Below are 26726 nucleotides of genomic sequence, written 5' to 3'. Positions count from 1 at the left end.
TCCATGGACCTGTTTCGAAGTGCCCCGATCGCTCAACCCCTGGCTGCCCGCTTGCGTGCGACCAACCTGGATGAGTACGTCGGCCAGCAACACCTGCTCGCCCGGGGCAAGCCTTTGCGCGAAGCCTTGGAGCAGGGTGCGCTGCACTCGATGATCTTCTGGGGGCCGCCTGGAGTGGGCAAGACCACTCTGGCGCGGCTGCTGGCCGAGGTCTCGGATGCCCACTTCGAAACGGTGTCGGCGGTGCTGGCGGGGGTCAAGGAAATCCGCCAGGCGGTGGACGTCGCCAAGCAGCAGGCTGGGCAATACGGCCGCCGGACGATTCTGTTCGTCGACGAAGTGCACCGCTTCAACAAGTCGCAGCAGGATGCCTTCCTGCCTTATGTGGAAGACGGCACGCTGATTTTCATCGGCGCGACGACCGAAAACCCCTCGTTCGAGCTGAATAACGCCCTGTTGTCTCGGGCTCGGGTCTATGTGCTCAAGAGCCTGGACGAAGCGGCCCTGGGGATGCTGGTGCAGCGCGCCCTGAGCGAGGAGCGCGGCCTTGGCAAACGCCAGCTGAGCCTGAGCGACGAGGGCTTCCAGATGCTCTTGTCAGCGGCTGACGGCGACGGCCGGCGCATGCTCAACCTGCTGGAAAACGCCTCCGACCTGGCTGAAGACGGCGGCGAAATCGGCGTCGACCTGCTGCAAAGCCTGCTGGGCGATACCCGGCGGCGTTTCGACAAGGGCGGCGAGGCCTTTTACGACCAGATATCGGCGCTGCACAAATCGGTCCGCGGTTCCAACCCGGACGGCGCGCTGTATTGGTTCGCGCGAATGCTCGACGGCGGTTGCGACCCGCTGTACCTGGCACGGCGCGTGGTACGCATGGCCAGTGAAGATATCGGCAATGCCGATCCGCGGGCGCTGAGCCTGTGCCTGGCCGCGTGGGACGTGCAGGAGCGCCTGGGCAGCCCCGAGGGCGAGCTGGCAGTGGCCCAGGCGATCACCTACCTGGCCTGCGCGCCGAAAAGCAATGCCGTGTACATGGGGTTCAAGGCCGCCATGCGCAGTGCCGCCGAGCATGGTTCGCTGGAAGTGCCGCTGCACCTGCGCAATGCCCCGACCAAATTGATGAAGCAGTTGGGCTATGGCGATGAATACCGTTACGCCCACGACGAACCGGACGCCTATGCGGCCGGCGAAGATTACTTTCCCGAGGCGCTGGAGCCGCAACCTTTCTATCAACCCGTGCCCCGGGGCCTGGAGTTGAAGATCGGCGAGAAGCTCAAGCACCTGGCGGAGCTCGACCGGACCAGTCCCAAGCAGCGGAGAAAACCGTGATTCCATTGATCGTTGCCGTCTCGGTGGGCGGTATCGCCGGAACCCTGTTGCGTTTTGCCACCGGCAACTGGATCAACGCCAATTGGCCGCGGCACTTCTATACCGCGACGCTGGCCGTTAATATCGTGGGCTGCCTGTTGATCGGCGTGCTGTACGGCCTGTTCATGATTCGCCCGGAGGTGCCCATCGAGGTGCGTGCCGGGTTGATGGTCGGCTTCCTTGGCGGCCTGACGACTTTTTCATCCTTTTCACTGGATACGGTGCGTCTGCTGGAAAGCGGACAGGTACCGCTGGCCCTGGGCTATGCGGCTATCAGCGTATTCGGCGGGCTGCTCGCGACCTGGGCCGGCCTGTCCCTGACCAAACTTTGATAAACGAGAGACCGACATGCTCGATTCCAAACTGTTACGTAGCAACCTTCAGGACGTAGCGGATCGCCTGGCATCCCGTGGCTTCGCCCTGGATGTAGCACGCATCGAAGCGCTGGAAGAACAGCGCAAGACCGTCCAGACCCGCACCGAAGCACTGCAGGCCGAACGTAACGCGCGCTCCAAGTCCATCGGTCAGGCCAAGCAGCGCGGCGAAGACATCGCGCCGCTTATGGCCGACGTCGAGCGCATGGGGAACGAGCTGACGGACGGCAAGGCCGAGCTGGAGAACATCCAGACCGAGCTGGACTCGATCCTGTCCGGTATCCCGAACCTGCCGCACGCATCGGTGCCGGTCGGCGCCGACGAAGAGGGCAATGTCGAAGTGCGCCGCTGGGGCACGCCGACGGCATTCGATTTCCCTATCCTGGACCATGTCGCCCTGGGCGAAAAACATGGTTGGCTGGACTTCGAGACCGCGGCCAAGCTGTCGGGCGCGCGTTTTGCCCTGCTGCGCGGGCCGATCGCCCGCCTGCATCGTGCCCTGGCGCAGTTCATGATCAACCTGCACACCAGCGAGCACGGCTACGAAGAGGCCTACACCCCGTACCTGGTGCAAGCGCCGGCGTTGATGGGGACCGGTCAGTTGCCGAAGTTCGAGGAAGATCTGTTCAAGATCAGCCGTGAAAACGAGGCGGACCTGTACCTGATCCCGACCGCCGAAGTGTCGCTGACCAATATCGTTGCCGGCGAGATCCTCGATCCGAAACAACTGCCGATCAAGTTCGTCGCCCACACCCCGTGCTTCCGCAGCGAAGCCGGTTCGTCGGGCCGCGACACCCGCGGCATGATCCGCCAGCACCAGTTCGACAAGGTCGAGATGGTCCAGATCGTCGAGCCGTCGACTTCCATGGAAGCCCTGGAAGGCCTGACTGCCAACGCCGAGAAGGTCCTGCAGCTGCTGCAACTACCTTACCGCACCCTGGCGCTGTGCACCGGCGACATGGGTTTCAGCGCGGTGAAGACCTACGACCTGGAGGTCTGGGTGCCGAGCCAGGACAAGTACCGGGAAATCTCGTCGTGCTCCAACTGCGGCGACTTCCAGGCCCGTCGCATGCAGGCGCGCTTCCGCAATCCGGAAACCGGCAAGCCGGAGTTGGTCCACACCCTGAACGGCTCCGGCCTGGCGGTGGGCCGCACCCTGGTGGCAGTGCTGGAAAACTACCAGCAGGCCGACGGTTCGATCCGTGTGCCCGATGTGCTCAAGCCTTACATGGGCGGCGTCGAGGTCATCGGCTAAATGGAATTTCTGCCGCTGTTTCACAATCTGCGCGGCAGTCGTGTGTTGGTGGTCGGCGGCGGGGAGATTGCCTTGCGCAAATCCCGCCTGCTGGCCGACGCCGGTGCGCTGCTGCGGGTAGTTGCACCTGAAATCGAAGCCCAATTGCAGCAGTTGGTGACAGTGGGCGGCGGCGAATGCCTGTTGCGCGGTTACCTCGAGACGGACCTGGACGGCTGCGTGCTGATCATTGCCGCCACCGACGACGAGCCGCTCAATGCCCAGGTTTCCAGCGACGCTCACCGGCGCTGTGTACCGGTCAACGTGGTGGATGCGCCGGCCCTGTGCAGCGTGATCTTCCCGGCGATCGTCGATCGCTCGCCGCTGGTGATCGCTGTTTCCAGCGGTGGCGACGCACCGGTGTTGGCGCGGCTGATCCGGGCCAAGCTGGAAACCTGGATTCCCTCGACCTACGGTCAGTTGGCCGGTCTGGCCGCGCGTTTTCGCAACCAGGTCAAAGGTCTTTTTCCGGACGTGCAGCAGCGTCGCGCGTTCTGGGAGGATGTGTTCCAGGGGCCGATCGCCGACCGGCAACTGGCCGGGCAGGGCGCTGAGGCCGAACGGCTGCTGCAGGCCAAGATCGCCGGGCAGGCGCCGCAAGCGCCGGGCGAGGTGTATCTGGTGGGCGCCGGGCCGGGCGATCCGGACCTGCTGACCTTTCGTGCCTTGCGCCTGATGCAGCAAGCCGACGTGGTGCTCTACGACCGTTTGGTGGCACCGGCGATTCTCGAGCTGTGCCGTCGCGACGCCGAACGGGTGTATGTCGGCAAGCGCCGCGCCGATCATGCCTTGCCGCAGGAGCAGATCAACCAGCAACTGGTGGACCTGGCCAAGCAAGGCAAGCGCGTGTTGCGGCTCAAGGGCGGCGACCCGTTCATCTTCGGCCGGGGCGGCGAAGAGATCGAGGAACTGGCGGCCCACGGCATTCCGTTCCAGGTGGTGCCGGGGATCACCGCGGCCAGCGGTTGCGCTGCCTATGCCGGGATTCCGTTGACCCACCGCGACTATGCGCAGTCCGTGCGTTTTGTCACCGGGCATCTGAAGGACGGCAGCACCGATTTGCCCTGGGCCGATCTGGTGGCGCCAGCGCAGACCCTGGTGTTCTACATGGGCCTGGTGGGCTTGCCGGTGATCTGCGAGCAGTTGATCGCTCATGGCCGTTCGGCGGACACGCCGGCAGCCTTGATCCAGCAGGGAACGACTGCCAACCAGCGGGTGTTCACCGGCACCCTGGCGGACTTGCCGAAACTGGTGGCGGAGCATGAAGTGCATGCGCCGACCCTGGTGATCGTCGGCGAAGTGGTGCAGCTACGTGAGAAGCTGGCCTGGTTCGAAGGCGCTCAGTCGCAAGTCTGAACAGCATCGCGAGCACGCTCGCTCCTACAGGGGATGGCCTGTACCTGTAGGAGTGAGCGTGCTCGCGATAGCGATTGCATTGACTGCATCAACCCTTGCGCCAAACCCCGCGCCCGCTCAAGCGCTCACGATCATGGGCGGCATTGAAGTCCTGCACCGGCCCTTTCGGCACGATGCCGGTGGGGTTGATGGTGCGATGGCTGGCGTAGTAGTGCCCCTTGATATGGGTAAAATCCACCGTTTCGGCGATCCCCGGCCACTGATACAGCTCTCGCAGCCAGTTCGACAGGTTCGGGTAGTCGGCAATCCGTCGCAGGTTGCACTTGAAGTGGCCGTAATACACCGCGTCGAAGCGAATCAGCGTGGTGAACAGGCGGATGTCCGCCTCGGTCAGGTAGGCGCCAGCCAGGTAGCGTTGGCCGCTCAGATGCTGTTCCAGCCAGTCGAGCTCGCCGAACACATCGTCGAAGGCGGCGTCGTAGGCGTGTTGCGAGGTGGCGAAACCGGCGCGGTACACACCGTTGTTCACCGCCGGGTAGATGCGCGCATTCAGTTCGTCGATTTCCTGGTGTAGCGCTGGCGGGTAGAAGTCCAGGCGGTTGCCGCTCAGGTCGTCGAAGGCGCTGTTGAACATGCGGATGATTTCCGCCGACTCGTTGCTGACAATGCGTTGCTGCTGCTTGTCCCAGAGCACCGGCACGGTGACACGGCCAGTGTAGTCGCGGGTATCGGCGGTATAGCGCTGGTGCAGGAAGTCCAGATGATCCAGCTGGTCGCCGCTGGAGCCCAGGGCCGGGTCGAACGTCCAGCCGTTTTCCAGCATCAGCCAACTGACCACCGAGACGTCGATCAGCCTTTCCAGGCCTTTGAGCTGGCGCAGGATCAGGGTGCGGTGCGCCCAGGGGCAGGCGAGGGAAACGTACAGGTGATAGCGGCCGGCCTCTGCGCGAAAGCCGCCTTCGCCACTGGGACCCGGTTTGCCGTCGGCGGTCACCCAGTTGCGACGTTGCGCCTGTTCGCGCTGGAAGGCGCCGTCTTTGCTGCTTTCGTACCACTGGTCGTGCCAGCGCCCTTCAATCAGCAAGCCCATGGGAAAACTCCTCGTTCAGATGTGCGTTGGCGTGCAGTCTAATCCGAGGGGTTCGAACGAATTACGCAAAAGTCGGGCGGTTATGATCGGTTAAATCGATTTGTCTCGAGCATCCCAATAGGCCCGCGCCTGCTCGAACGCCTGTTCCCGAGGTGTGCCGAGCCCGCGCAGGGCCAGGGCCATGGTGGCGATCAGCGCCAGTTGCGGGTAGCTGTCCTGCACCTCGCCGCGCCACACGGCGATCAAGTGCGCAGGGTCGAGAGAGGCCGGTTTCACGTGGCGTTGAGCCGACAGCGCCGGCCATTCCTCGTCCCAGCTTGCGCCGCCTTGGGTGCCGTACAGATGGCTGGCGCTGTCCGGGTTGATCTCGATTTCGCCGCCGTCGCCCTTGATCACGATGACGTTATCCCCCAGCAGGCCGCTGGCATCGCGGTGCACGCCCTGGTAGCCGGGGTGGAAGATGCTTTGCAGGCCGCAGCGGGCCCCCAGGGGGTTGAGAATGCGCGCCAGCGAGTGAATCGGCGAGCGCAGGCCCAGGGTGTTGCGCAGGTCGATCATGCGTTGCAGCTGTGGCGCCCAATCGGCCAGGGGGATGAAGGCCAGGCCGCCGTGGTCCAGCGCGTCGCCGACCGCCTGCCAGTCGCGACACAGCGGAATCCGCAATGGCTCCAGCAACTGCTCGGTGTACAGCCGGCCGGCGGTGTGGGTGCCGCCGCCGTGCAGCAGGATCCGCACGCCGTTCTGGGCCAGGCATTTGGCTGCCAGCAGGAACCACGGCAGGTGGCGCTTTTTGCCGGCGTAGCTGGGCCAGTCCAGGTCGACCGCGATGGGCGGTGCCTTGAGGCGTTCGCGCAGCGCTTCGGTAAAGCCGGCCAGTTCCTCCGGGCTTTCTTCCTTGTGTCGCAGCAGCATCAGGAAGGCGCCGAGCTGGGTGTCCTCGACCTGCTCGTCGAGCAGCATGCCCATGGCTTCACGGGCCTCTTCGCGGGTGAGGTTGCGGGCGCCGCGTTTGCCCTTGCCGAGAATGCGCACGAACTGGGCGAAAGGATGCTCGGCGGGTGTTTCGGTGATCAGCGGGGCGAAATCGGTCATAGGCAATTGGTCGGCTTGGGCAGGCCCGCCAGCTTGGCGGCCAGTTTGGCGGGAGTGCCTTTGAACAGGCGGTTCAGGTGCAGGCTGTTGCCCTTGTCCGGGCCCAGCTTCAAGGCGGTGTATTTGATCAGCGGACGGGTCGCGGGCGACAGCTGGAACTCCTGGTAGAAGCCGCGCAGCAGCTCGAGGATTTCCCAGTGCTCGGGCGTCAGCTCAAGCTGCTCCGCGGCGGCCAGGGCGTTGGCGACTTCGCTGGACCAGTCGTCCAGCTCCAGCAGGTAGCCGTCCTTGTCCAGGGCGATGGCACGAGCGCCGACAGTCAGGGCATTCATAACCAGCTGTTGACCTTGTCGTAGTGGATCGACAGCGCGACGAACGCCGGATAATCGACGCTGGTGGCCCAGGCCGGAACATCCAGGCCGCGGGCCTGCTGGTCTTCCGCCAGGACGTAGAGCGCCAACGCCTCGCGTGCTTGCAGGGCCGCCAGCGGCGCGCTGCCGGGCTGCAAGGCGTAGACCGCGTCGCCACACAGGAGGAGGGCGTCCTGCGGGCCGAGCAGGCGCAGGCAACTGGTCAGCCGCGAATCGGTGAAGGGCGAGTGGGACAACACGTGCAAGGTCGACATCAGAGGGTGATCACCTGGTCAAAACGGTCAATGAGCGCGCCGAGTTCGGCGCCAGCCAGGACTTGCACCTCGTCGAGGTTCAGCGTGGCCGGGTCCAGGCCGCGTTCGGCGACGCTGGCGCCGCAGGCGAACACCTGCTCCACGCCGAACAGCGACAGGGCCTGCAAGTTGGCGCTGAGGTCCTTTTGCTGCACGGCGGCGGCTGTTTGCCCGGGGGCCAGTTGGAACACGCCGTCGTCGAGAAACAGCAGGCCGATCGGCAAGTCGAAGGCGCCGCCGGCCAGGGCGATATCCAGCGCCTCGCGGGCAGCGGGGCCGGACCAGGGCGCCTGGCGGCTGATAATCAGCAGGGATTGCGCCATGTCATGGCCCTCCGAAACAGATCAGGCGGTCGGCGGCCTGTACCGCGTCGTGCAATTGGCCGAGCCCGGACAGCTCCCAAGGGGCGCTCAGGTTGACGGCCGGGCGCTGATAGCGCGCGGCTTCCTCCTGATTCAACACCCCCCGGCGCAATGCTGCGGCAATGCAGACCACGCCGTCGAGGCGATGCTCGCTGACGAAGGCGCGCCATTGCGCGGGCAGGTCCAGTTCGTCCTGCGGGGTGACGATGTTGTCCGACGCGCTATGCACGCCATCTTGATAGAAAAACAAGCGCACGATCTCATGGCCGCCCGCCAGCGCCGCCTGGGCGAATGCCAGGGCGCGGCGCGAGGAGGGCGCGTGAGCGGCGGAAAAAAGCGCAATGGCGAACTTCATGAAGAACTCTGTCTGCAAACCTGGGGCCATGATAAAGCTTTATGCCAGGCCCGGCGAAGGGGCTTTAGCGCGGCATATAGCCCAGTTGCCAGCGATGGGGGATCTTCAGCGACAGCAGCCCCAGCAGCGCCGATAGCAGGCCGCTGGCGAACAGCGCCTTGAGGCCGAAGTGGTGTTCCAGGATGGCGCCGAGCACGGCACCGGCGAACATGCCGCTCCAGGGCACCAATTGCACGCGCCAGCCATTGCGGCGCTCGCCCAGCAGCCAGCGCCCCAGGCCGCGCCCGAAGCGCGACAGGGCGCCGGTGACATAAGTCAGGCCCACGGGCAGGCCGTTCACTTCTTCGACGGCCGCGTTGAGCATGCCCATGGCGATAATCGCAGCCAGCAGGGCCGGCAACCGTTCTTCAAAGGGCCAGGTGGCGGCCGCGCACAGCAACATGGCGATGCATAGCAGCAACGGCAGGGCCCGGCGCCCGCCAAAGCGGCTGACGACTATGCCCAGGGCGTTGCCGGCGATAAAGGTCGCGACCAGCAGCACCAGGTGCAGGGTCAGGGCCAGGTCGGCATCGCTGATGGCCACGGCCAGGCGCGTGGTGTTGCCGCTCATGAACGAAACGAAATCGCCGGTGGCCATGAAACCGATGGCGTCCGTCATGCCGGCCAGTACAGACAGGCTGGCGACCAGGCACAGGCCTATGCGGCCGCGCCATTTCTGGCGGTGCAACAGGTTCGGATTGCCGCGAGGGCTGGCGGAAGAGGGCAGCATCAGCGTTGGCTCATCGGAACAGGGGGTCCTTTATCGAAGGCCTGCAGTGGGCTCAGGCACACGGCAGGTTGTGCAGTTCGCAATACTCGGCCCAGGACATGCCGGCCATTTCCGCCACTTCGCGGTGGACCTCGAGCCGCCGCGCGGCGAGTTCCCGGGCATCCGCCGTGGTCAGTTGCAGGCTCAGTTCCCAGGCAAACAGGCCCTGGCGCTCCGCCTCGGCCTCAAAGGCTTCGTGCAGCCGCTCGGCGCGGTATTGCTGCAGGGTCTCGCCCCTGGCCTGGGCGGCCAGGGGGTTGAGGTGATCGAGTTCTTCGCGAAGCTGCGGATGAGCGGCAAGAAACCGTTGCAGTGCCTCTTCATGCGGGTGTTCGGGTACGGCCATCGGCAATCCTGCGGGGCGTTGAAGGGAAGCGCTGGGCAGAAGAGGGCCGCGCAAGCCCAGCGACCATAGCGCCTGGCCGGTCCGACGTCAAAATGCCCCTGGCCGGTGCTCTGGCGACGGACGGTTACAGTTGTGTCCGCCTGTGCCGCTGGGCGGATTGACCGGTAAAAATGAGCGCTGGATAACACTTTCCATTGAATGCCTTGGTATGAGTCCCATCGTTGTGACCTATTCTCAATAGGTGCACTTCCCCAAGCGGCGTCGCCAAGGAGGAATTTCTCATGCTCTCGATGGGCGAGCTTCGCCAGATCCTGGAATCCGGTTTCCTGCCGCTTTCCTGTCATTGCACCGTCAACGCCGACGGCTCCCTGGCGATCAAGGTATTCGAGCCGCACAGCGGCCGGATCGAGCTGTTGCTGACGGGGGTATCGACCGAACAGCTCACCAGCGTTCGCGCGGTGGCCAACTTCGTTGGCGAGTTGCGCACTGAAATTCGGGCAGGACGGCGGGCATTCGCCGGTGGTTTCTAGTGGTTGCCCGTATGCCAAGGCTGCTGCGGGGTCAGACCTTTTTAGACAATTCTCTCCAGTTCGCCAGCGTGATCCCACTGCGTTCGGCGAACGTCTGCATGGTGCGGTAAGTGCCGCCGCAGGGTGTGTCGTGAGCGATCTGGCACCCTGAATGCAGGAAGGCCAGGTACCAGGTGTCGCTGTCGTTCAATCGGGGACCCTGATAAATGAACGTCCTCTGCGTACCTTCGAAACAGTAGCGAATTTCGAAAGTCTTGATGCTGTTCATCGCCGCGTCCTTTGGCTCGCTAGGGGGCGAACCAAGATATTCCCAAAAGAATGCGCTGGCTCGCACCACTCATCCGAACTGTGTGACCGGTCGCAATTTCCTCGGCGCGCGCTATATCTATTTTCACCCGCGGACCTTGGTCTGTTCAGGGACGTGATGGGGTTAACGTTTTTTTGACAGCTATCGGGCGATGATCGGCGGCTGAAGAGTAATGCCTGGCGCAGCGGCGTGAGGGGCGCGGGTTTTCTCACGTCCGGCGTGGGTAAATGATACATTTCTCGATTGTCTAGGGATGAGGAAAACATATGCGAGTGTGGCTAGGGGCGTCGTTGCTGGGACTGTTGGCCGGGTGTTCGTTGCCCACGGCGCTGGCGCCAGGCAAGCCGAATGTCAGCGAACTCACCGACAAGACGCCGAAAGACTATGCCCAGTGCGTTTTTCCGGCCTGGCAGCGGGAGACGTCGCGGACCGTCCAGACCGATATTTCCAATGGCTACCGGATCACCGCTCCCGGCAGCCTGGCATCGGACGAGGTCGTGGAAGTGGTGAAGTCGAAGAATGGCAGTCGGGTCTCGCTCTACCAGGGCACGCCCTGGGCCAAGTCCGGCACGTTGAAGAAGGCCGTGCACGATTGCCTGTAGGCCGCTTCAGGCCGGCTGCATGAAGGGGCCCCACCGTGCGCGACAAGAACAGCCCTGAACCTTCAGGGCTTTTTTGTGCCTGGCGTTCGGACCCGGGCAAGGGCTTGACGTGCTGGTATTCAGGTAAGTTCTTGAATCATCAAGGTACTTTTCTGCATAAAAACAGGACAAATCTGACAGTTTTTTTGACGGCCCCAGCCGTCCAGTAGACAATGGCGCGTTAGCCACCACTCATGCTGGCCATTGTCTCCGTTTGCCGCATGAGGGCCGCCAGGGTCGAGGGCGGCGGCAGGTCGATCGTAATACCGGGTGTCGTTTATTCACTCCTTTGATGACACCCGGCTAGTCTCTCTAGGGACATGTGGTTTTAGTGGGCGCGCCGGACCGTCGAGGGATGTTGTCTGGCGGCGCCTTAAAAAAATAGTGTCACTCAAGTAGCTGAAGCCAACACGAATAAGAAGTCAGCGCAGGAGCGACATATAAACTGAGGTCGATGGTGTCATGTCGGCCTTGTGTGCCCACCCTTCAGTCTGCTGAGTGCGGGAACCCATGGCGGTGCCGGGGCGACTCATGATCGAGAATGGGAGGGCGGATGGCGTTCTATCGTAGGAACTACTGTATGTTGAAAAAAGTGAACACGGCCCTGCTGGGCTTGGCGATGACGATGGGGCTCAGCTCCGCGTACGCCGCCGAGACCAAAAAAGTGGATGTGCTGCTCATCGGTGGCGGCATCATGAGTTCGACCCTGGGCGTCTGGCTCAACGAGCTGGAACCGGGCTGGTCGATGGAGATGGTCGAGCGTCTCGACGGCGTTGCCGAAGAAAGCTCGAACGGCTGGAACAATGCCGGTACCGGTCACTCCGCCCTGGCGGAACTGAACTACACCCCGGAAAACAAGGACGGCAAGGTCGAGATCGCCAAGGCGATCGAGATCAACGAAGCGTTCCAGATTTCCCGCCAGTTCTGGTCGTGGCAAGTCAAGAACGACGTCCTGAAGAACCCGCGTTCGTTCATCAACTCCACGCCGCACATGAGCTTCGTGTGGGGCGACGACAACATCAAGTTCCTGAAGAAACGCTACGAGGCGCTGCAGGCGAGCCCGCTGTTCGCCGGCATGCAGTACTCGGAAGACCCGGCGCAGATCAAGCAGTGGGTTCCGCTGATGATGGAAGGCCGCGATCCGAAGCAGAAGATCGCCGCGACCTGGTCGCCGATCGGTACCGACGTGAACTTTGGCGAGATCACCCGCCAGTTCGTCGGCCACCTGAAGGCCCAGCCGAACTTCTCGCTCAAGCTGTCGAGCGAAGTGCAAGACATCAAGCGTAACGACGACGGTTCGTGGCGCGTGGTGTACAAGAACCTGAAAGACGGTAGCGAAACCCAGACCGACGCCAAGTTCGTGTTCATCGGCGCGGGCGGCGGTGCCCTGCACCTGCTGCAGAAGTCGGGCATTCCTGAAGCCCAGGAATATGCCGGTTTCCCGGTGGGCGGCTCGTTCCTGGTGACCGAGAACCCAACCATTGCCGAGCAGCATCTGGCCAAGGCCTACGGCAAGGCTTCGGTCGGCGCGCCGCCGATGTCGGTTCCGCACCTGGACACCCGCGTGCTGGACGGCAAGCGCGTGATCCTGTTTGGCCCGTTCGCAACCTTCTCCACCAAGTTCCTCAAGGAAGGTTCGTACTTCGACCTGCTGACCAGCACCACCACGCACAACATCTGGCCCATGACCAAGGTTGGCATCAAGGAGTACCCGCTGGTCGAGTACCTCGCCGGCCAGCTGATGCTGTCGGATGAAGACCGCATGAATGCCCTGAAAGAGTACTTCCCGAACGCCAAGGCTGAAGACTGGCGCCTGTGGCAGGCCGGTCAGCGCGTGCAGATCATCAAGCGCGACGAAGAGCTGGGCGGCGTCCTGAAACTGGGCACCGAGATCGTGGCCGCCAAAGACGGCAGCATCGCCGGCCTGCTGGGCGCTTCGCCTGGCGCTTCGACCGCCGCGCCGATCATGCTGAGCGTGCTGGAGAAGGTCTTCAAGGACAAGGTTGCGAGCCCGGCCTGGCAGGAAAAACTGCACCAGATCGTGCCGAGCTACGGTACCCAGCTCAATGGCAGCCCCGAGCGTGTCGCGAAGGAGTGGGCCTACACCGCCGAAGTCCTGCAACTGACACCTCCACCCGCCATCGGCACCCTTGCCGCACCTGCGCAACCTGCGGCTGAAAAGCCAAAGGCGCCAGCCAGCAACGCGTCGACCGACATGGCTCTGTAACACCCGGCCACCAGACCGGTACCGCCAATGCCTGGCGCCCGGTATGGGCACCAGGTTGAAAAAACGCCGCTCTCAGGAGCGGCGTTTTTTTTGCGCAGAGTGCGGCCCGATGCGTTTCGGGCGCGTCGTCATTACGGCCGCAAGACGTCAAGCCCGGTGATAGGAGCCTGGTTGCATAGGCTGCGAGGCTTAATGCAATAGGGTCGGGGTGTTCGGCTATTTGCTGTTCTTCAGCGGACCCATAGGCTTTCCTTTCGCAACGATACTTGCTTCGCCCACGAGCCAAAGGCGGGAGGGCGGCGCGGGCAAGATCATCAAGAAGCTGTCGTGACGCCTGATAGGGGAAAAATGATGGGACCACTGGCTGGACTTAAAATCGTCGAGTTTGAAGGGATAGGCCCGGGGCCGTTGGCGGGGATGCTGCTCGCCGACATGGGCGCCGAAGTCACGGTGATTGCCCGCAAGGGGGGCGTCGCCCTGGCCAAACAGCTGGGGGGCGATGTGGGCCTGGATATCCTCCAGCGCGGTAAGCACCGGGTGGTCATCGACCTCAAGCAGCCGGAAGGCGTCGCACTGGCCCTGGACCTGCTGGTACAGGCCGACGCCCTGATCGAGGGCAACCGCCCTGGCGTGATGGAGCGCCTTGGGCTGGGGCCCGAGCAATGCCTGGAGAAGAACCCGCGGCTGATCTACGGTCGCTTGACCGGTTGGGGGCAGGACGGCCCGCTGGCTCAGGCTGCCGGCCATGATCTGAACTATCTCGCGCTGACCGGCCTGCTCGGGCTGACGGGTGGCCGCAGTGTGCCGCCACGTCCTCCGGCGACCTTGGCGGGTGATGCCATCGGAGCGCTTGGCATGGCTTTCGGTATCGTTTCGGCGGTATTCGAGGCGCGTCATTCCGGGAAGGGGCAGGTGGTCGATACCGCGATCGTCGATATGGTTGCCGTGCTCGGTTCGATTGCCCATTTCATCCATGCCGCAGGGCAGATCGGTGGCCCACGCCCCAGCGCATTCTACGACTCGCCGTTTTACGATCTGTTCCAGTGCGCCGACGGCGAATGGATCTCCCTGGCACCGTTGGAACCGCAGTTCTACGCACAACTGGTGGCGCGGCTGGAGCTGGCCGATGTCTTGCCCGAAGCGCAGTACGATCTCACCCAATGGCCGACACTCAAGGAGCGCTTGACCCTGCTGTTTGGCAGCCAGCCGCGCGCGCACTGGTGCGCGCTGCTCGAAGGCAGCGATGCGTGCTTCGCTCCCGTGCTGTCGCCCAGTGAAGCGGCTGCTCATCCGCACAATGTCGCGCGTGGGACTTTTCAGGCCGAGCCGGTCATCCAGGCCAATCCGGCGCCGCGTTTCTCGCGAACGCCCGGCACCGTTCGTCATGTCGACAGTCAGGAGCCGGCGCCGCTGCTGGCCGCTGTGGCCGCGCAACGGCTGGAGCGATTGCGTCAGGCGGGCGTGCTGGCCTGAGAGGCCTTGCGCTGTCTCTCCCGGGGAACGGGCGCGGTGAAAAGAACAAGCCCGCTCGATGAGCGGGCTTTTTATCCGGTCGTCAGCCGCCTTTGCGAACCTGCCCCGGGGTCTGTCCGGTCCAGCGCTTGAACGCGCGCTGGAAGCTGGCGCTGTCGGCGAAGCCGAGCTCCTCGGCCAGCGTCGGGGTGGAGAGGGTACTGGTTTTCAGGCGGTAGATCGCCCAGTCGCGACGCAGGCTCTCGCGAATGTTCTGGAACGAGGCCCCTTCCTGGGCCAGGTGGCGCTGTAGCGAACTTGCCGAGCAGTGCAGGGCGACGCTGGTCTGATCCAGGTCGGGCCACGCCGAGTGGCGGGCACGCTCTTCCCGCAAATAGGCGCGCACCCGGTCGCTGACGCGGGTCGGTATGGCCGGTACCAGCAGGTCGAGCAGCGCCTTGTCCAGGTAATCGTCCAGATGGGAGCTGTCCCGGCGTACCGGCGCTTGCAGGGCTGCTGAGTCGAACCAGATGGTCGAGCAGGGCATGCTGAAACGCAGCGCGGTGGGGAAGAGCTTCTGATAAGGCTCGATGGGGTCGGGCTGCGCGAACTCCAGGTCAATCCCCACGGGCCGCAGATTGCCGCCTTCCAGCCAGGCCATGACGCGCCAGAGCAGGCGCAGCAGCAACACATGGGCGAATTGCCGTGACCGTACCTGCCCGCTGATGAAGTGCAATTCGACCCGCAGCTGACGCCCGTCGTCCACCAGCAGCGGGTTGAGGTCGTCTTGCAGCAGCCGCAACGTATGGGTGAATTCGTGCAAGGCCGCGCCCAGGGTGTTGCCCGTCAGGGCCGAACGCATCATCAGCAGGAAGCTGCCGTGGCGCAGCTTGCGCGAGAACAACGCGACGCCTTCGTCATCCAGCCCTTTGATGGTCTTGCGCAGCAAGGCGACGTATTGGTCGACGGTGACATGGTGCTCAAGGTCCTGGGGCTGCTCTGGGTCGATGCCCGCATCGCGCAGGAAACCCTCGATCTCGTAACCCCGCTCACGAGCAGCGGCGAGCAGGGACGAGACGAAGATGGACGCGAAGACGACAGGAGTTGGATTCGACATTGGTGGATTCTGCAAGACATTTGCGGCGCCACGACATTGGCGGTTTTGGAGATGGCCATAACATTAAGCCTACAAAGCCACACCTTGTCGCCACTTAAATCAGGAATGACGTCATGAGCCGCAATGTCTATGTGATCGGGGTCGGCATGATCCCTTTCGTCAAGCCGGGCGCCAACGCTCCCTATCCGGAAATGGCCGCCACCGCCCTGCGCGCTGCGTTGGCCGATGCCGGCGTGGGTTACCAGCAGGTTGAACAGGCCTATGTCGGCTACGTCTATGGCGACTCCACTTCGGGCCAGCGCGCCCTGTACGAAGTGGGCATGAGCGGGATCCCGGTGATCAACGTCAACAACAACTGCTCCACGGGCTCCAGCGCACTGTTCCTGGCCAACCAGGCCGTTCGCAGCGGGGCGGCGGAGTGCGCCCTGGCGCTGGGTTTCGAGCAGATGAGCCCGGGGGCGCTGGGCACCCTGTTCGATGACCGGCCCAGCCCTTTCGAGCACTTCGATCGGACCACCGGTGAGCTGGTTGGACAGGCGAATGTCCCGATGGCGCTGCGTTACTTCGGCGGCGCCGGGCAGGCGCACATGCAGGCATTCGGCACCCGGCTGGAAACCTTTGCCAAGATCCGCGCCAAGGCCAGCCGTCATGCCGCCAACAACCCGATGGCGCTGTTTCGCAATGTGCTCAGCGTCGAGGACGTCATGAACTCGCCGGTGGTCTGGCCGGGCGTGATGACCCGATTGATGGCGTGCCCCCCGACCTGCGGCGCCGGCGCGGCGATCCTCTGCTCGGAGGACTTCCTCAAGCGTCATGGCCTCGAGGGAGCCGTGCGTATTCGCGCGCAGTCCATGACCACCGACACGCCGAAGACCTTCGCTGCGCATGACATGCGCGAAGTCGTCGGCTTCAGTATGGCCAGGACTGCCGCGCAGCAGGTCTACGAGGCGGCCGGAGTCGGTCCGCAAGACATTCAGGTGGTCGAACTGCACGACTGCTTCGCCCACAACGAGCTGCTCAGCTACGAGGCCCTGGGCCTTTGCCCGATCGGCGGGGCAGAGCGTTTCGTCGAGGACGGCGACAACACCTATGGCGGCAAGTTTGTCACCAACCCTTCCGGCGGGCTGCTCTCCAAGGGGCATCCGCTGGGTGCCACCGGCCTGGCCCAGTGCACCGAGCTGGTCCAGCAACTGCGTGGCCAGTCAGGCCCGCGCCAGGTGGAGGGCGCGCGCCTGGCCCTGCAGCACAACCTGGGGCTGGGTGGCGCCTGCGTCGTCACGCTCTACGAAAAAGTCTGAGGAGCCACCGATGATCGACAAGAAGTGGATCGGCCATGAACTGGCCGCCACCACGATGCTGCTCGAGCGTGGGCGCCTGCGCGCTTTCGCCCGGGCCATCGGGGAGACCGACCCGCTGTACACCGATGTGGCTGCCGCCCGGGCCGCCGGCCATGCCGATTTGCTGGTGCCGCCGACCTTCCTGTTCGGTGCCGAGCTGGATGCCGGCACCCTGGACGTCATGCTGGCGGACCTGGACATCCCGATTGCGAAGATTCTCCATGGCGAACAGCACTTCGATTACCACAAGTCGGTGTGCGCCGGCGAAACGGTCACGGTGAAATCGCGAATCGCCGATATTTTCGACAAGAAGAACGGTGCCCTGGAGTTCCTGGTCAAGACCTCGCAAATCCACAACGACAAAGCCGAGCTGGTCGCCGAGTCGCGCACCGTGCTTGTGGTTCGCCACTGAGGAATTCCAGCCATGAATAACCTATTGCAAAACGTGCAGGTCGACGATCGGCTGCCAACGCTGACGCTGGCAGCGGTCGACCGCGTCACGCTGATGCTGTTCGGTTGTGCCTCGGGCGATCTCAACCCGATCCATCTCGATGTGGACTTCGCCCGCAAAGCCGGCATGCCGGACGTGTTCGCCCACGGCATGCTGAGCATGGCCTGGCTCGGCCGCCTGTTGACCCGCTGGGCTCCACAAAGCCGGTTGCGCAGTTTCGGCGTGCGCTTCCAGGGCATCACCCACCTGGGCAACGTCATCACCTGCCAGGGCCGGGTAAGCGAGATCGTCGAAGTCAACGGCGAACGGTGTGCCAGGGTCGAAGTGTCCACGAGCAACCAGTATGGCCAGATCAAGATCGTGGGCGACGCGTTGATCGCCATCGCCATTGGTTAAGCCCATTTTCCAAACTTTTCGCGGGATAGACAGATGAGCAAGAAACTCGAAGGTAAAGTCGCCTTGATCACCGGCTCCGGTCGTGGCATTGGTCGCGCCATCGCCCTGAAGTTGGCTGCCGATGGGGCCCGGGTCGTGGTCAATGACCTGGACGCCGGTCCGGCGCAGGAGGTGGTGGAGGCAATCCAGGCCATCGGCGGCGAGGCTGTCGCCTGTGTCGGCAGCGTGTGCGCACCGGACTTCGCCGAGCGTTTCGTCGGCACGGCGGTCGAGCACTACAAGGGGCTGGACATCATCGTCAACAACGCGGGCTACACCTGGGACAGCGTCATCCAGAAAATGACCGACGAGCAGTGGTACGCCATGCTCGACGTGCACCTCACCGCTCCCTTTCGCATTCTGCGTGCGGCGCAGCCGGTGATCCGCAATCTGGTCAAGGCCGAACAGGAGGCCGGGGTTCGCGCCATGCGCAAGGTGGTCAACATTTCTTCCGTCGCCGGTCTGTTCGGTAACGCTGGCCAGGCCAACTACGCCACTGCCAAGGCCGGGATCACCGGGATGACCATGACCCTGGCCAAAGAGTGGGGGCGCCTGAACACCACGGTCAACTGCGTGGCCTATGGTTTTATCAAGACCCGCCTGACCGAGGCCAGCGCCGACGGCAACGCCACCGCCGAAATCGAAGGCCGCGAGATCAAGGTCGGCATCAACCCGGACCTGATGAGCATGCTCGAGCGCAGCATTCCGCTGGGGCGCGCCGGTACTCCGGAGGAGGCCGCCGGTTCGGTGTACATGTTCTGTATCCCTGAGTCCGACTACGTCAGCGGCCAGACGCTGATCTGCAGTGGCGGCCTGACCGGCATGTAGGCGCAGCGGCCGGCTGCGCAACGAGAAACCCGCCAACCGGGAAGTTGCGCGCCGGGTGCGGGTGCGCAAGCCGGTGGATAGGCCGATTGATGCGAAGCGGCGACAACAGCAAGCCCAGTGACGAATCGAATGCCGCCTTCCTGGGCGGCATTTGGCTTTTCCAGGCGCGCGGCCGACGGCGGTGAGGTTCAATGCAATAGCTTTGGTGCCTACGGCTATTTGCAGCCCGCGGCCTCGGCCATACGCTCTTCTCTCGCAGCGATATCCGGGGTCCGGGTGTCGGTGCGCCCTATTGGTGTTGGCAGTCTTCAAATAAGGGGACCCGAGGCATGATCCAGGAGACGGCCGCCCAGCGTGTGGCCCGTGTATTCGATACTCAGCGTGAGACTTTCCGCGCTCGGACACAGCCCTCGCTGGTCGAGCGAAAGGCCAAGTTGCGTGCGCTGCGAACCCAGTTACAGCGTTATCAGGACGCGATAGCCGCCGCGATGAGCGCCGATTTCGGCCACCGTTCCGCGGTCGACACCAAGTTCCTGGACCTGATGGGCTGCATTCTGCATATCAACCATACCCTCAGGCATCTGCGTGGCTGGATGAAGCCGAGCCCGCGCCGGACGGAGCTGCTGTTCAAAGGCAATCGGTTGTCGGTGGAGTACCAGGCCAAGGGGGTGGTGGGCGTCATTTCGGCCTGGAATTTCCCGATTTATATTGCCGTCGCCGGGTTGGTCACGGCACTCGCTGCCGGCAATCGGGTGATGCTCAAGATGTCCGAGTTCAACCCACGCACCAACGAGGTACTCAAGCGCCTGCTGGCGGAGGTATTCGACGAGCAGGAAGTGGCCCTGGTGGGCGGCGAGCTCGAAGACCCCGGTTTCTTTTCCTCGCTGCCGTTCGACCACATCATCTTCACTGGTTCTCCCGGGGTCGGGCGGCTGGTCATGCGTGCCGCCGCGGCCAACCTGACGCCGGTGACCCTGGAGTTGGGCGGCAAATCCCCCGCGGTGGTGCTGGCCGACTACAGCCTGGCCGATGCCGCACGGCGTATCGTGCATGGCAAGGGCACCAACTGCGGGCAGATATGCATTGCGCCGGACTACGTGCTGCTGCCAAGGCATGACGTGGATGAGTTCGTTGCCGAATTGCATGGCCAATTCCAGGCGCTTTACGGCGCGCGGCCGGCGGATAACGATGACTACAGTTCGATCATCGACGAACGTCAGTTCCAGCGTTTGCAGGGGCTGCTTGACGATGCGCGGTCCAAGGGCGCCCAGGTCAGGGTGTGTGGCGAAGTCGCCCCAGGCCGCAAGATGCCGCTGCACGTGCTGACCCGGGTGACGCCCGAGATGCGGGTGATGCAGGAGGAAATTTTCGGCCCATTGCTGCCGGTGCTGGGCTATGACGAACTGGACGAGGCCATTGCCCACATCAATGGCGGACAACGTCCCTTGGCGCTGTACGTCTTCTCCAGCGACAGGACGAACATCGACCGGCTGCTGAGGCACACCCATTCCGGCGGGGTCACCATCAACGACTGGGGATGGCATGCCCTCAATCATGGCGCGCCGTTCGGCGGCGTAGGCAATTCCGGCATGGGCAACTATCACGCCGAGGAAGGATTTCGCGAGCTCAGCCATGGGCGCACGGTGTTCAAGCGGCGTACCTGGTTTCCTACCCATCTGTTCCATCCGCCCTATGGAGGTCGGCTTCAGAGCCTGGCGCTGAGGCTGTACCTGGGCAGGGCGGATTCGAATGTGAAGTCTTGAGGACGATAGACATGACCCAGAATGTGTTCGATTACGTAGTGGTTGGCGGGGGCTCGGGCGGCTGTCCGGTCGCGGCGCGGCTGAGCGAGGATCCGCACGTCAGCGTTTGCCTGCTCGAGGCCGGCGGCAGTGACAAGAAGCTTCTGGTCCAGGCGCCACCTGGCGTGGTGGTGATGTTGCGCGAAGGTTTCCATAACTGGTCGTTCGAGACCGTGCCGCAGCCGGGGCTCAACGGGCGCAAGGGCTATCAGCCGCGCGGCAAGACCCTGGGCGGGTCCAGTTCGATCAACGGCATGGTCTATGTCCGCGGCCATCGCTGGGACTACGACCACTGGGACAGCCTCGGCAACCCCGGCTGGAGCTACGAGGAAGTCTTGCCGTACTTCAAGAGGTCGGAGAACAACGAGCGCTTCGGCGAGAACGAGTTCCATGGCGCCGGGGGGCCGCTGAATGTCGCCGAGCTGCAGTCGCCGAGCCCGCTGTGCGACGTGTTCATGAGCGCCGCCCAGGCGCAGGGTATTGCGCGTACCGACGATTACAACGGACGCGAGCAGGATGGCTGTTTCCGTTATCAGGTGACCCAGAAGGATGGCGAGCGTTGCAGCGCGGCCAAGGGCTATCTGTGGCCTGTCCTGGGTCGCGACAATCTGCGGCTCTACCTCAACGCTCCCTTCCACAGCCTGATCTTCGAGGGCAAGCGCTGCGTGGGGGTTCGTTACCACAACGGCAAGCAGATCGAGGAAGTACGCGCGCGCCGCGAGGTGATCCTCGCCGCCGGTGCCTTTGGCTCGCCGCAGGCATTGATGCTGTCCGGTATCGGCCCGGCCCAAGAGTTGACCCGGCTGGGTATCCCGGTGCTGCTGGACCTGCCTGGCGTGGGGCAGAACCTGCAGGATCACATCGACTACACGGTGCCCTACAAGGTCAGCCATCCGGAAGGCTGCCTGGGCCTGACCCTCGGCTCCAGCGTCAAGCTGGCCGCCGCCGCGGTGGAGTGGGCGGGCAGGCGCACTGGCATGCTGACCACCAACTTTGCCGAGGCCGGGGCCTTCCTGCGTTCCGATCCGGCGTTGAGCAAGCCCGACCTGCAAATGGTCTTCGTCACCGCGGTGGTCGACGACCATGGCCGCCACCTGCACTGGGGGTATGGCTACAGCTGCCATATCGAGGTGTTGCGTCCGAAAAGCATCGGCTCCGTTACCCTGCGCAGTCGCGATCCGCTGGATGCGCCCGTCATCGACCCGCGCTTCTTCGATCGGCGCGAGGACATCGAATTATTGATCCGGGCTGCGAAGATCCAGGCCCGCATCCTCGAGTCCGAACATTTCGCGCGCTTCGGGGCGCAGCTCATCTACCCCGTTGACTGGAACGACGATCGACAGATCGAGCAGGACATCCGCAGTCGCGCCGATACCCAGTACCACCCGGTCGGCACATGCAAGATGGGGCCGGCCAGCGACCCGATGGCCGTGGTCGACGAGCGTTTGCGCGTGCGTGGCATTGAAGGCCTGCGCATTGCCGATGCGTCGATCATGCCGAGCATCACCGGCGGCAACACCAACGCGCCGACCGTCATGATCGGTGAGAAGGCGGCCGACATGCTCAAGGAAGATGCGCGCCGCCAGTGAAAGACCCTGCGGTTGGAGGGGAGGCCGGCGAGTCGCCGCATGTGCGGCGCCCGGCCTGGCTCCCTGCCAGCGGGCTTGCATCCGTCATTCATTTTCGAGGGCCGAGCCGCCCTGGCCGTGCCCCGCGCCTACGGAGGAGGAAAGCGCCAGTGCAATGAGGCTTGAGCCCGCAGAGGGCTGGCCTGCCGTCTATGCGACGGAGTGTTTCCGGTAACCCGATCGATGCCCCTGGCCACCAGCGGGCGTTGCGCTCAGCATGGAGTGCCACAATGGACAAGAACGATAAAGAACTCTCCCTGCAGGCTGCGAAGTACACCTTGAGCCTGAATCCAGCGTTCGGCCCCCGCGGTCGCGATGTGCTCGGCAGCGCCCGCATGGTCCTGCAACACGTGTTGAGGCAGCCTGCGCACAGTGCCCGGCATATGGCCGCCTTTGGCGTGGAGTTGACGAATATCCTGCTCGACCGCTCGGCACTGAAGCCGGCGGCGGGCGACAAGCGCTTCGATGACCCGACCTGGCAGCACAATCCGTTCTACCGCCGTTACATGAAGGCCTACCTGGCCTGGAGTCGGGAACTGAACGACTGGATCAGCAGCAGCAATCTCTGCGAACAGGATGCCGCCCGTGGCCAGTTCGTCATCGACCTGTTGGCCGGGGCGCTGGCACCGACCAACACCCCGGCCAACCCGGCAGCGCTCAAGCGCTTCTTCGAAACCGGCGGCAGGAGTGCCCTGAAAGGGGCTTCGCACCTGGTCAAGGACCTGATCGAAAACGGCGGCATGCCCAGCCAGGTGGACAAGAGCGCTTTTGAAGTAGGACGCAACCTGGGAACCACCGAAGGCGCGGTGGTGTTTCGCAATGAGTGGCTGGAGTTGATCCAGTACACGCCCCGCACCGAACAGGTACTGGAGCGTCCCTTGCTGGTGGTTCCGCCGCAGATCAACAAGTTCTACCTGTTCGACCTGGCGCCGCAGAAGAGCCTGATCCGCTACCTCCTCGACAGTGGCGTCCAGGTGTTCGCCGTCAGTTGGCGCAACCCGGGCAAGGCACAGCGCGAGTGGGGGTTGTCCAGCTATGTCGAAGCGCTGAAAGAAGCCGTCGATGCGGTGCTGGCGATTACCGGTAGCGCCGACCTGAACACCTTCGGCGCCTGTTCCGGAGGCAGCACCATGTCGTCGCTGCTGGGCCACTACGCGGCCCTGGGCGAGACCAAGGTGAATGCCTTCACCCTGGGGGTCAGCATGCTGGATATACGCCCCGACACCCAGGTCTCGCTGTTCGCCGACGAGAAGACCCTGGAGGAGGTCAAGCGCCGCTCCTACCAGGCCGGCGTGCTGGAGGGCCGCGAGCTGGCAAAAGTCTTCGCCTGGATGCGGCCCAACGACCTGATCTGGAACTACTGGGTCAACAACTACCTGCTCGGTAACGAGCCGCCGGCGTTCGATGTCCTGTACTGGAACAACGACACCACCAACCTGCCGGCGGCGCTGCACGGCGAATTCATCGAGATGTACCAGACCAATCCGTTGGCCCGCGCCGGCGCCCTGGAGGTCTGCGGCACACCGATAGACCTCGGGCAGGTCACCAGTGACTTCTACTGTATGGCAGGGCTCACCGATCACATCACGCCCTGGGACACCTGCTACCGCTCGATGCACCTGTTCGGCGGCCAGGGCGAGTTCGTGCTGTCCAACAGCGGGCATATCCAGAGCATTCTCAACCCGCCGGATAATCCCAAGGCCCGCTTCATGACGGGCAGCAGCCTGCCTGAAGAGGCCCAGGCGTGGCTGGAGAGTTCCAGCGAGCACAGCGGGTCCTGGTGGGGCCACTGGCAAAGCTGGCTGCAGGCACGCTCAGGCAAGGGCAAGAAGGCCCCCGGTAAACTGGGCAACAAGGCTTACCCAGCCGCCGAAGCCTCCCCCGGCACTTATGTGCATAGGCGCTGACGCGAGCGCAATCGGGCAACTTGGCCGGCGTTGTATCCCGCCGGCCTACGGCGCTTCCAGCATGTTCTCTTTTCTGGCGCAGGAGCGCTGTCGCGCTAAAATGCATCGAGCGTGACATGTGTCATTCATGGGTTTGTCAGTCTTATGAAGTGCCCTAACACCATTCTCATCCGCACCAAATGGTCGCCGCCCCGTGTCGATCCGCGGGCGTTGCAGCGGGAGCGCCTGCTGGAGCTGCTCGAGGCTGGGCGTGAGCGCAAACTGACCCTGATCCTGGGGCCGGCGGGCAGCGGCAAAAGCACGTTGACCGCGCAATGGCGGCAGCGCTTGATCCGTGCCGGGCATGATGTCGCCTGGTTCAACCTGGGCCCCGACGACGATGCGTTATGGGCGGCGTACCTGGTCGCGAGCCTTGGGGCCGCGGGCCTGGCGGTCGGCGACGAAATGATCGGCCTGAGCGAGCGTACGGACCCGCGTTCGCTGGAGATTCTGCTATCGCTGCTGATCAATGCACTCTACGAGCATCCGCGCTCCATCTGCCTGTTCCTCGAGGACCTGCATTTCCTCACTGCGCAGCCGGCATTGACGATGATCCAGCGCCTGCTCGAGTTGGCGCCGGACAATTTTCATCTGCTGATCACCACACGCCAGCGCCCGGCGCTTGGCCTGGTGGCGATGGGGATCAAGGGGCAGTTGACCCAGATCGATTTCTCCGACTTGCGGCTGACGGCCGAGGAGCAATTCAGCCTGCTCGCACTCAACGGTCTTGAGGGCTTGCCCCCGGAGCAGCAGCAACGCCTGTATGAACTGACTGACGGCTGGGCCGCGGGCCTGCAGATCGGGGTCCTGTCTCTGCGCCACAGCGGTGACTTCGAGCACAGTTTTCGCGCCAGCCGCGATGCCAACATCGCGGTCGACGGAGCCGGTATCGATGCCTATCTCGATGACTGCATCAGTCGGGTGCTGTGCGCCGAGCAAATTGCCGCCATGGTGCAGGTTTCGACCTGCCGGCGGTTCAATCGCGAGTTGTGCGTGGCATTGACGGGCAACCCCGAGAGCGTTGCGGTGATCGATATCTTGCTCGAACAAAACCTCTTCCTGCTGCCGATCGACCTCGAGGGGCGTACTCAGTGGTTGCGTTTCCACCAGATGTTTTCCGGGTATCTGGAGCGGCGTCGCGATGCGCTGCCGCCGCAGGAGGTGATCCGGATCAACCGTGCCGCCAGCCAATGGTTCGCGGATCAGGGCCTGTATGTCGAAGCGATTCGCCACGCCCAGGCGGCCAATGATCTGGCCGGCAGCGTGCAACTGCTGGTGCGGGCGGCGCGGGGGTTGATCAGCGATGCGCATTTCGCGCAGTTGCTACAACTGGCCGACGAGTTGCCGCGCGAGGCCTGGGGCAGCCAGGTCGATCTGCTCCTGGTCGTCGGCTGGGCCGAGTTGACGTGCAATCGCATGGAGCGTTTCGAGATGACGCTGGGTGCGATCGAGGCGCACCCCGACGCCGGCAGGCTGGAAATAGAGGTCGAATTACGCCTGTTGCGCGGCATGTACCTGCTGCGGCGCGATGACACGGCGCAGGCCCTGGCGTTGCTCGAACCCTTGATCGCGCAGCCGCCGAGCCAGCGCAGCTTTCATTTGCTGATGCTCTACACCCTTACCGGCATGGTCTTGCTCAAGGCCGGTCGCCCGGTGAGCGTGCGGGATCTGGTGTACAGCAAGCGAGGGCTGCTCAAGCAGGCGAAAGGCCCTCGGGCACGGCCGTTCTTTGATGCGCTGTGTGGCCTGAGCTTTTTTGTCCAGGGCGACATGAACCAGGCCCGGCGCGACCTCGAAGCCGCCATCGTGCAGATCACGCGCAACGTTTCGCTGGCACAGGATGCCGCCATACTCATCAAGTCCACCCTGGCCTTGACCTGTTATCACCTGGACAGCCTTGAAGCCGCCGAGGGTTATGTCGAGCAATGCTTCGAAGTCGCTGAAGTCCTGGGAACGGCGGACTGTGTGCTCTTCGCTCACCTTGCCCAGGCGCATTTGCAGTGTGCCGCGGGGAGGGTGGAGGCGGCCCATGGGACGCTCGAGCGACTCGGAGAAATCGCTGAGACCATTGGGCTGGACCGCCTTCAGGCATGGCGTCTGGCGGAGCAGATACGCATTGCCTGCCACCAGCAGGACCTGGCGCGGGCCCGGGAGGCGTTCCGGCGCCTGAGCGTCCTGGCCATGCCCTATCTGGACAAGCGCGGTTGTGCCTGGGCCGAAATTCCCCTGGCCCTGGCCCTGGCGCAAACCGCGTTGGCCCTGGCCGAAGGTGATTACCGGGGGGCGGCAGAGGTCGGGGAAAACTGGGCGCTTATCTGTCAGGAGTGCGGACAGCTACAGCCGGCGACCGTATTGCGGATCCGTGCGGCTATCGCGAGGACGGCCCTGAACGAGCCGGACGAGGCGCAGCGCCATGTCTCGGTGGCGCTGCGCAGCGCCTGTGAATATGGCATGTTTCGGGTTTTCCTGGATGAAGGGGCGCCAGGGCTGAGCCTGTTGCAATCGCTCCCTGCCAAGGTGCTGACGCCGTTGGAGCGGGATTACATAAGGCATTGCCTGATGCGTGCCGCCGACTCGCAGAGCGTCTCCAGCGGGCTGGACGAGGGCGGCCGGGCACGGCCGGGGGCAAGCGATATTCTCTCGCCGCGAGAGCTTGAGGTTGTCGGGTATCTGGCCCGTGGGCTGTCGACCAAGAGCATCGCCAGGACCCTGGACCTGTCGCCCGGGACCATCAAGTGGCACCTCAAGAATATCTTCGGCAAGCTCGGCGCCTTTTCGCGCGAGGACGCGGTAAGCAAGGCTCGGCAAGCCGGATTGGTCGATTAGCGCGAGCGCCCGTCGCCCCTGGAGACGTCCCCGGGCCCTTGGGCGGCAGGTGCCCCCCTCCCGAAATGGGAGGGTTGCCGGGGGTGGCCT

26 protein-coding genes are annotated in these 26726 nt (G+C 63.9%); 16 read left to right on the top strand and 10 right to left on the bottom strand.

Annotated features, from left to right (window positions below; genetic code table 11):
- Positions 1-3 precede the first annotated feature (3 nt).
- From BTN82_RS18365 to cysG, 4 genes are read left to right on the top strand one after another with little or no spacing between them, the layout of a single operon-like run.
- Positions 4-1329: a replication-associated recombination protein A gene (locus BTN82_RS18365; protein ID WP_075120535.1), complete on the top strand. Its 1326-nt coding sequence runs from the start codon at positions 4-6 to the stop codon at positions 1327-1329.
- Positions 1326-1700, top strand: a complete 375-nt coding sequence (gene crcB, locus BTN82_RS18360) for a fluoride efflux transporter CrcB (RefSeq protein WP_075120534.1) — start codon at positions 1326-1328, stop codon at positions 1698-1700. The genes BTN82_RS18365 and crcB overlap by 4 nt, the downstream gene beginning before the upstream one ends.
- Before the next feature lie 16 nt (positions 1701-1716).
- A complete protein-coding gene (gene serS / locus BTN82_RS18355) occupies positions 1717-2997 on the top strand; it encodes a serine--tRNA ligase (RefSeq protein WP_075120533.1) in 1281 nt (426 codons plus the stop codon).
- Entirely contained in the window at positions 2998-4392 is a 1395-nt protein-coding gene (gene cysG, locus BTN82_RS18350) for a siroheme synthase CysG (protein WP_075120532.1), read from the top strand.
- Between the two features lie 88 nt (positions 4393-4480).
- On the opposite strand, the gene BTN82_RS18345 is transcribed toward cysG, so the two are convergent.
- The 8 genes from BTN82_RS18345 to BTN82_RS18310 form a co-directional block, all read right to left on the bottom strand.
- Positions 4481-5482, bottom strand: coding sequence for a glutathione S-transferase family protein (locus BTN82_RS18345; protein ID WP_075120531.1), 1002 nt, complete (start codon positions 5480-5482; stop codon positions 4481-4483).
- 90 nt (positions 5483-5572) lie between these two features.
- The gene (locus BTN82_RS18340) at positions 5573-6574 is read right to left on the bottom strand and encodes a glycosyl transferase family protein (protein ID WP_075120530.1); all 1002 of its coding nucleotides are present in this window, start codon (positions 6572-6574) and stop codon (positions 5573-5575) included.
- Positions 6571-6906 (bottom strand): TusE/DsrC/DsvC family sulfur relay protein, encoded by a 336-nt coding sequence (locus BTN82_RS18335; protein WP_075120529.1) that lies wholly within the window; start codon positions 6904-6906, stop codon positions 6571-6573. Before BTN82_RS18335 ends, BTN82_RS18340 begins: the two co-directional genes overlap by 4 nt.
- The gene (gene tusB, locus BTN82_RS18330; RefSeq protein ID WP_075120528.1) at positions 6903-7199 is read right to left on the bottom strand and encodes a sulfurtransferase complex subunit TusB; all 297 of its coding nucleotides are present in this window, start codon (positions 7197-7199) and stop codon (positions 6903-6905) included. Before tusB ends, BTN82_RS18335 begins: the two co-directional genes overlap by 4 nt.
- Positions 7199-7561, bottom strand: a complete 363-nt coding sequence (gene tusC, locus BTN82_RS18325) for a sulfurtransferase complex subunit TusC (protein ID WP_075120527.1) — start codon at positions 7559-7561, stop codon at positions 7199-7201. The genes tusB and tusC overlap by 1 nt, the downstream gene beginning before the upstream one ends.
- Position 7562: 1 nt before the next feature.
- The gene (gene tusD / locus BTN82_RS18320; RefSeq protein ID WP_075120526.1) at positions 7563-7955 is read right to left on the bottom strand and encodes a sulfurtransferase complex subunit TusD; all 393 of its coding nucleotides are present in this window, start codon (positions 7953-7955) and stop codon (positions 7563-7565) included.
- A gap of 64 nt (positions 7956-8019) precedes the next feature.
- Positions 8020-8724 (bottom strand): YoaK family protein, encoded by a 705-nt coding sequence (locus BTN82_RS18315; protein WP_075120525.1) that lies wholly within the window; start codon positions 8722-8724, stop codon positions 8020-8022.
- 52 nt (positions 8725-8776) lie between these two features.
- Positions 8777-9109 (bottom strand): DUF6388 family protein, encoded by a 333-nt coding sequence (locus BTN82_RS18310; RefSeq protein ID WP_075120524.1) that lies wholly within the window; start codon positions 9107-9109, stop codon positions 8777-8779.
- Between the two features lie 281 nt (positions 9110-9390).
- On the opposite strand from BTN82_RS18310, the gene BTN82_RS18305 reads away from it, so the two are divergent.
- Entirely contained in the window at positions 9391-9639 is a 249-nt protein-coding gene (locus tag BTN82_RS18305; protein ID WP_075120523.1) for a DUF1652 domain-containing protein, read from the top strand.
- A gap of 31 nt (positions 9640-9670) precedes the next feature.
- On the opposite strand, the gene BTN82_RS18300 is transcribed toward BTN82_RS18305, so the two are convergent.
- Positions 9671-9907: a DUF6555 family protein gene (locus BTN82_RS18300; RefSeq protein WP_075120522.1), complete on the bottom strand. Its 237-nt coding sequence runs from the start codon at positions 9905-9907 to the stop codon at positions 9671-9673.
- Positions 9908-10212: 305 nt separating this feature from the next.
- On the opposite strand from BTN82_RS18300, the gene BTN82_RS18295 reads away from it, so the two are divergent.
- The 3 genes from BTN82_RS18295 to BTN82_RS18285 all read left to right on the top strand — a co-directional run bounded on the left by BTN82_RS18295 (position 10213) and on the right by BTN82_RS18285 (position 14287).
- Complete coding sequence (locus BTN82_RS18295; protein ID WP_075120521.1) at positions 10213-10548, top strand: hypothetical protein; 336 nt, start codon at positions 10213-10215, stop codon at positions 10546-10548.
- A gap of 619 nt (positions 10549-11167) precedes the next feature.
- On the top strand, positions 11168-12814 hold the full coding sequence (gene mqo / locus BTN82_RS18290; protein WP_075120520.1) for a malate dehydrogenase (quinone): 1647 nt from the start codon (positions 11168-11170) through the stop codon (positions 12812-12814).
- Positions 12815-13165: 351 nt separating this feature from the next.
- On the top strand, positions 13166-14287 hold the full coding sequence (locus tag BTN82_RS18285) for a CaiB/BaiF CoA transferase family protein (protein ID WP_075120574.1): 1122 nt from the start codon (positions 13166-13168) through the stop codon (positions 14285-14287).
- Between the two features lie 82 nt (positions 14288-14369).
- On the opposite strand, the gene BTN82_RS18280 is transcribed toward BTN82_RS18285, so the two are convergent.
- Complete coding sequence (locus BTN82_RS18280; protein ID WP_075120519.1) at positions 14370-15383, bottom strand: AraC family transcriptional regulator; 1014 nt, start codon at positions 15381-15383, stop codon at positions 14370-14372.
- A 113-nt stretch (positions 15384-15496) separates the two neighbouring features.
- On the opposite strand from BTN82_RS18280, the gene BTN82_RS18275 reads away from it, so the two are divergent.
- The 8 genes from BTN82_RS18275 to BTN82_RS18240 all read left to right on the top strand — a co-directional run bounded on the left by BTN82_RS18275 (position 15497) and on the right by BTN82_RS18240 (position 26636).
- Positions 15497-16681, top strand: coding sequence for a lipid-transfer protein (locus BTN82_RS18275; RefSeq protein ID WP_075120518.1), 1185 nt, complete (start codon positions 15497-15499; stop codon positions 16679-16681).
- A 10-nt stretch (positions 16682-16691) separates the two neighbouring features.
- Positions 16692-17132: a MaoC family dehydratase N-terminal domain-containing protein gene (locus tag BTN82_RS18270; protein WP_075120517.1), complete on the top strand. Its 441-nt coding sequence runs from the start codon at positions 16692-16694 to the stop codon at positions 17130-17132.
- 12 nt (positions 17133-17144) lie between these two features.
- Complete coding sequence (locus tag BTN82_RS18265; protein WP_075120516.1) at positions 17145-17567, top strand: MaoC family dehydratase; 423 nt, start codon at positions 17145-17147, stop codon at positions 17565-17567.
- Between the two features lie 33 nt (positions 17568-17600).
- Entirely contained in the window at positions 17601-18434 is an 834-nt protein-coding gene (locus tag BTN82_RS18260) for an SDR family NAD(P)-dependent oxidoreductase (RefSeq protein ID WP_075120515.1), read from the top strand.
- Between the two features lie 329 nt (positions 18435-18763).
- A complete protein-coding gene (locus BTN82_RS18255) occupies positions 18764-20197 on the top strand; it encodes a coniferyl aldehyde dehydrogenase (RefSeq protein ID WP_075120514.1) in 1434 nt (477 codons plus the stop codon).
- A gap of 11 nt (positions 20198-20208) precedes the next feature.
- On the top strand, positions 20209-21825 hold the full coding sequence (locus tag BTN82_RS18250) for a GMC family oxidoreductase (protein WP_075120513.1): 1617 nt from the start codon (positions 20209-20211) through the stop codon (positions 21823-21825).
- Positions 21826-22094: 269 nt separating this feature from the next.
- Complete coding sequence (gene phaC, locus BTN82_RS18245; protein ID WP_075120512.1) at positions 22095-23771, top strand: class II poly(R)-hydroxyalkanoic acid synthase; 1677 nt, start codon at positions 22095-22097, stop codon at positions 23769-23771.
- Positions 23772-23915: 144 nt separating this feature from the next.
- Complete coding sequence (locus BTN82_RS18240) at positions 23916-26636, top strand: LuxR C-terminal-related transcriptional regulator (RefSeq protein WP_075120511.1); 2721 nt, start codon at positions 23916-23918, stop codon at positions 26634-26636.
- Positions 26637-26726: the final 90 nt, after the last annotated feature.

Source organism: Pseudomonas chlororaphis, from assembly GCF_001921865.1.
GTDB lineage: Bacteria > Pseudomonadota > Gammaproteobacteria > Pseudomonadales > Pseudomonadaceae > Aquipseudomonas > Aquipseudomonas chlororaphis_D.
Note: the sequence above shows the minus strand (reverse complement) of the source record. Positions and strands in the feature narration are given on the sequence as shown.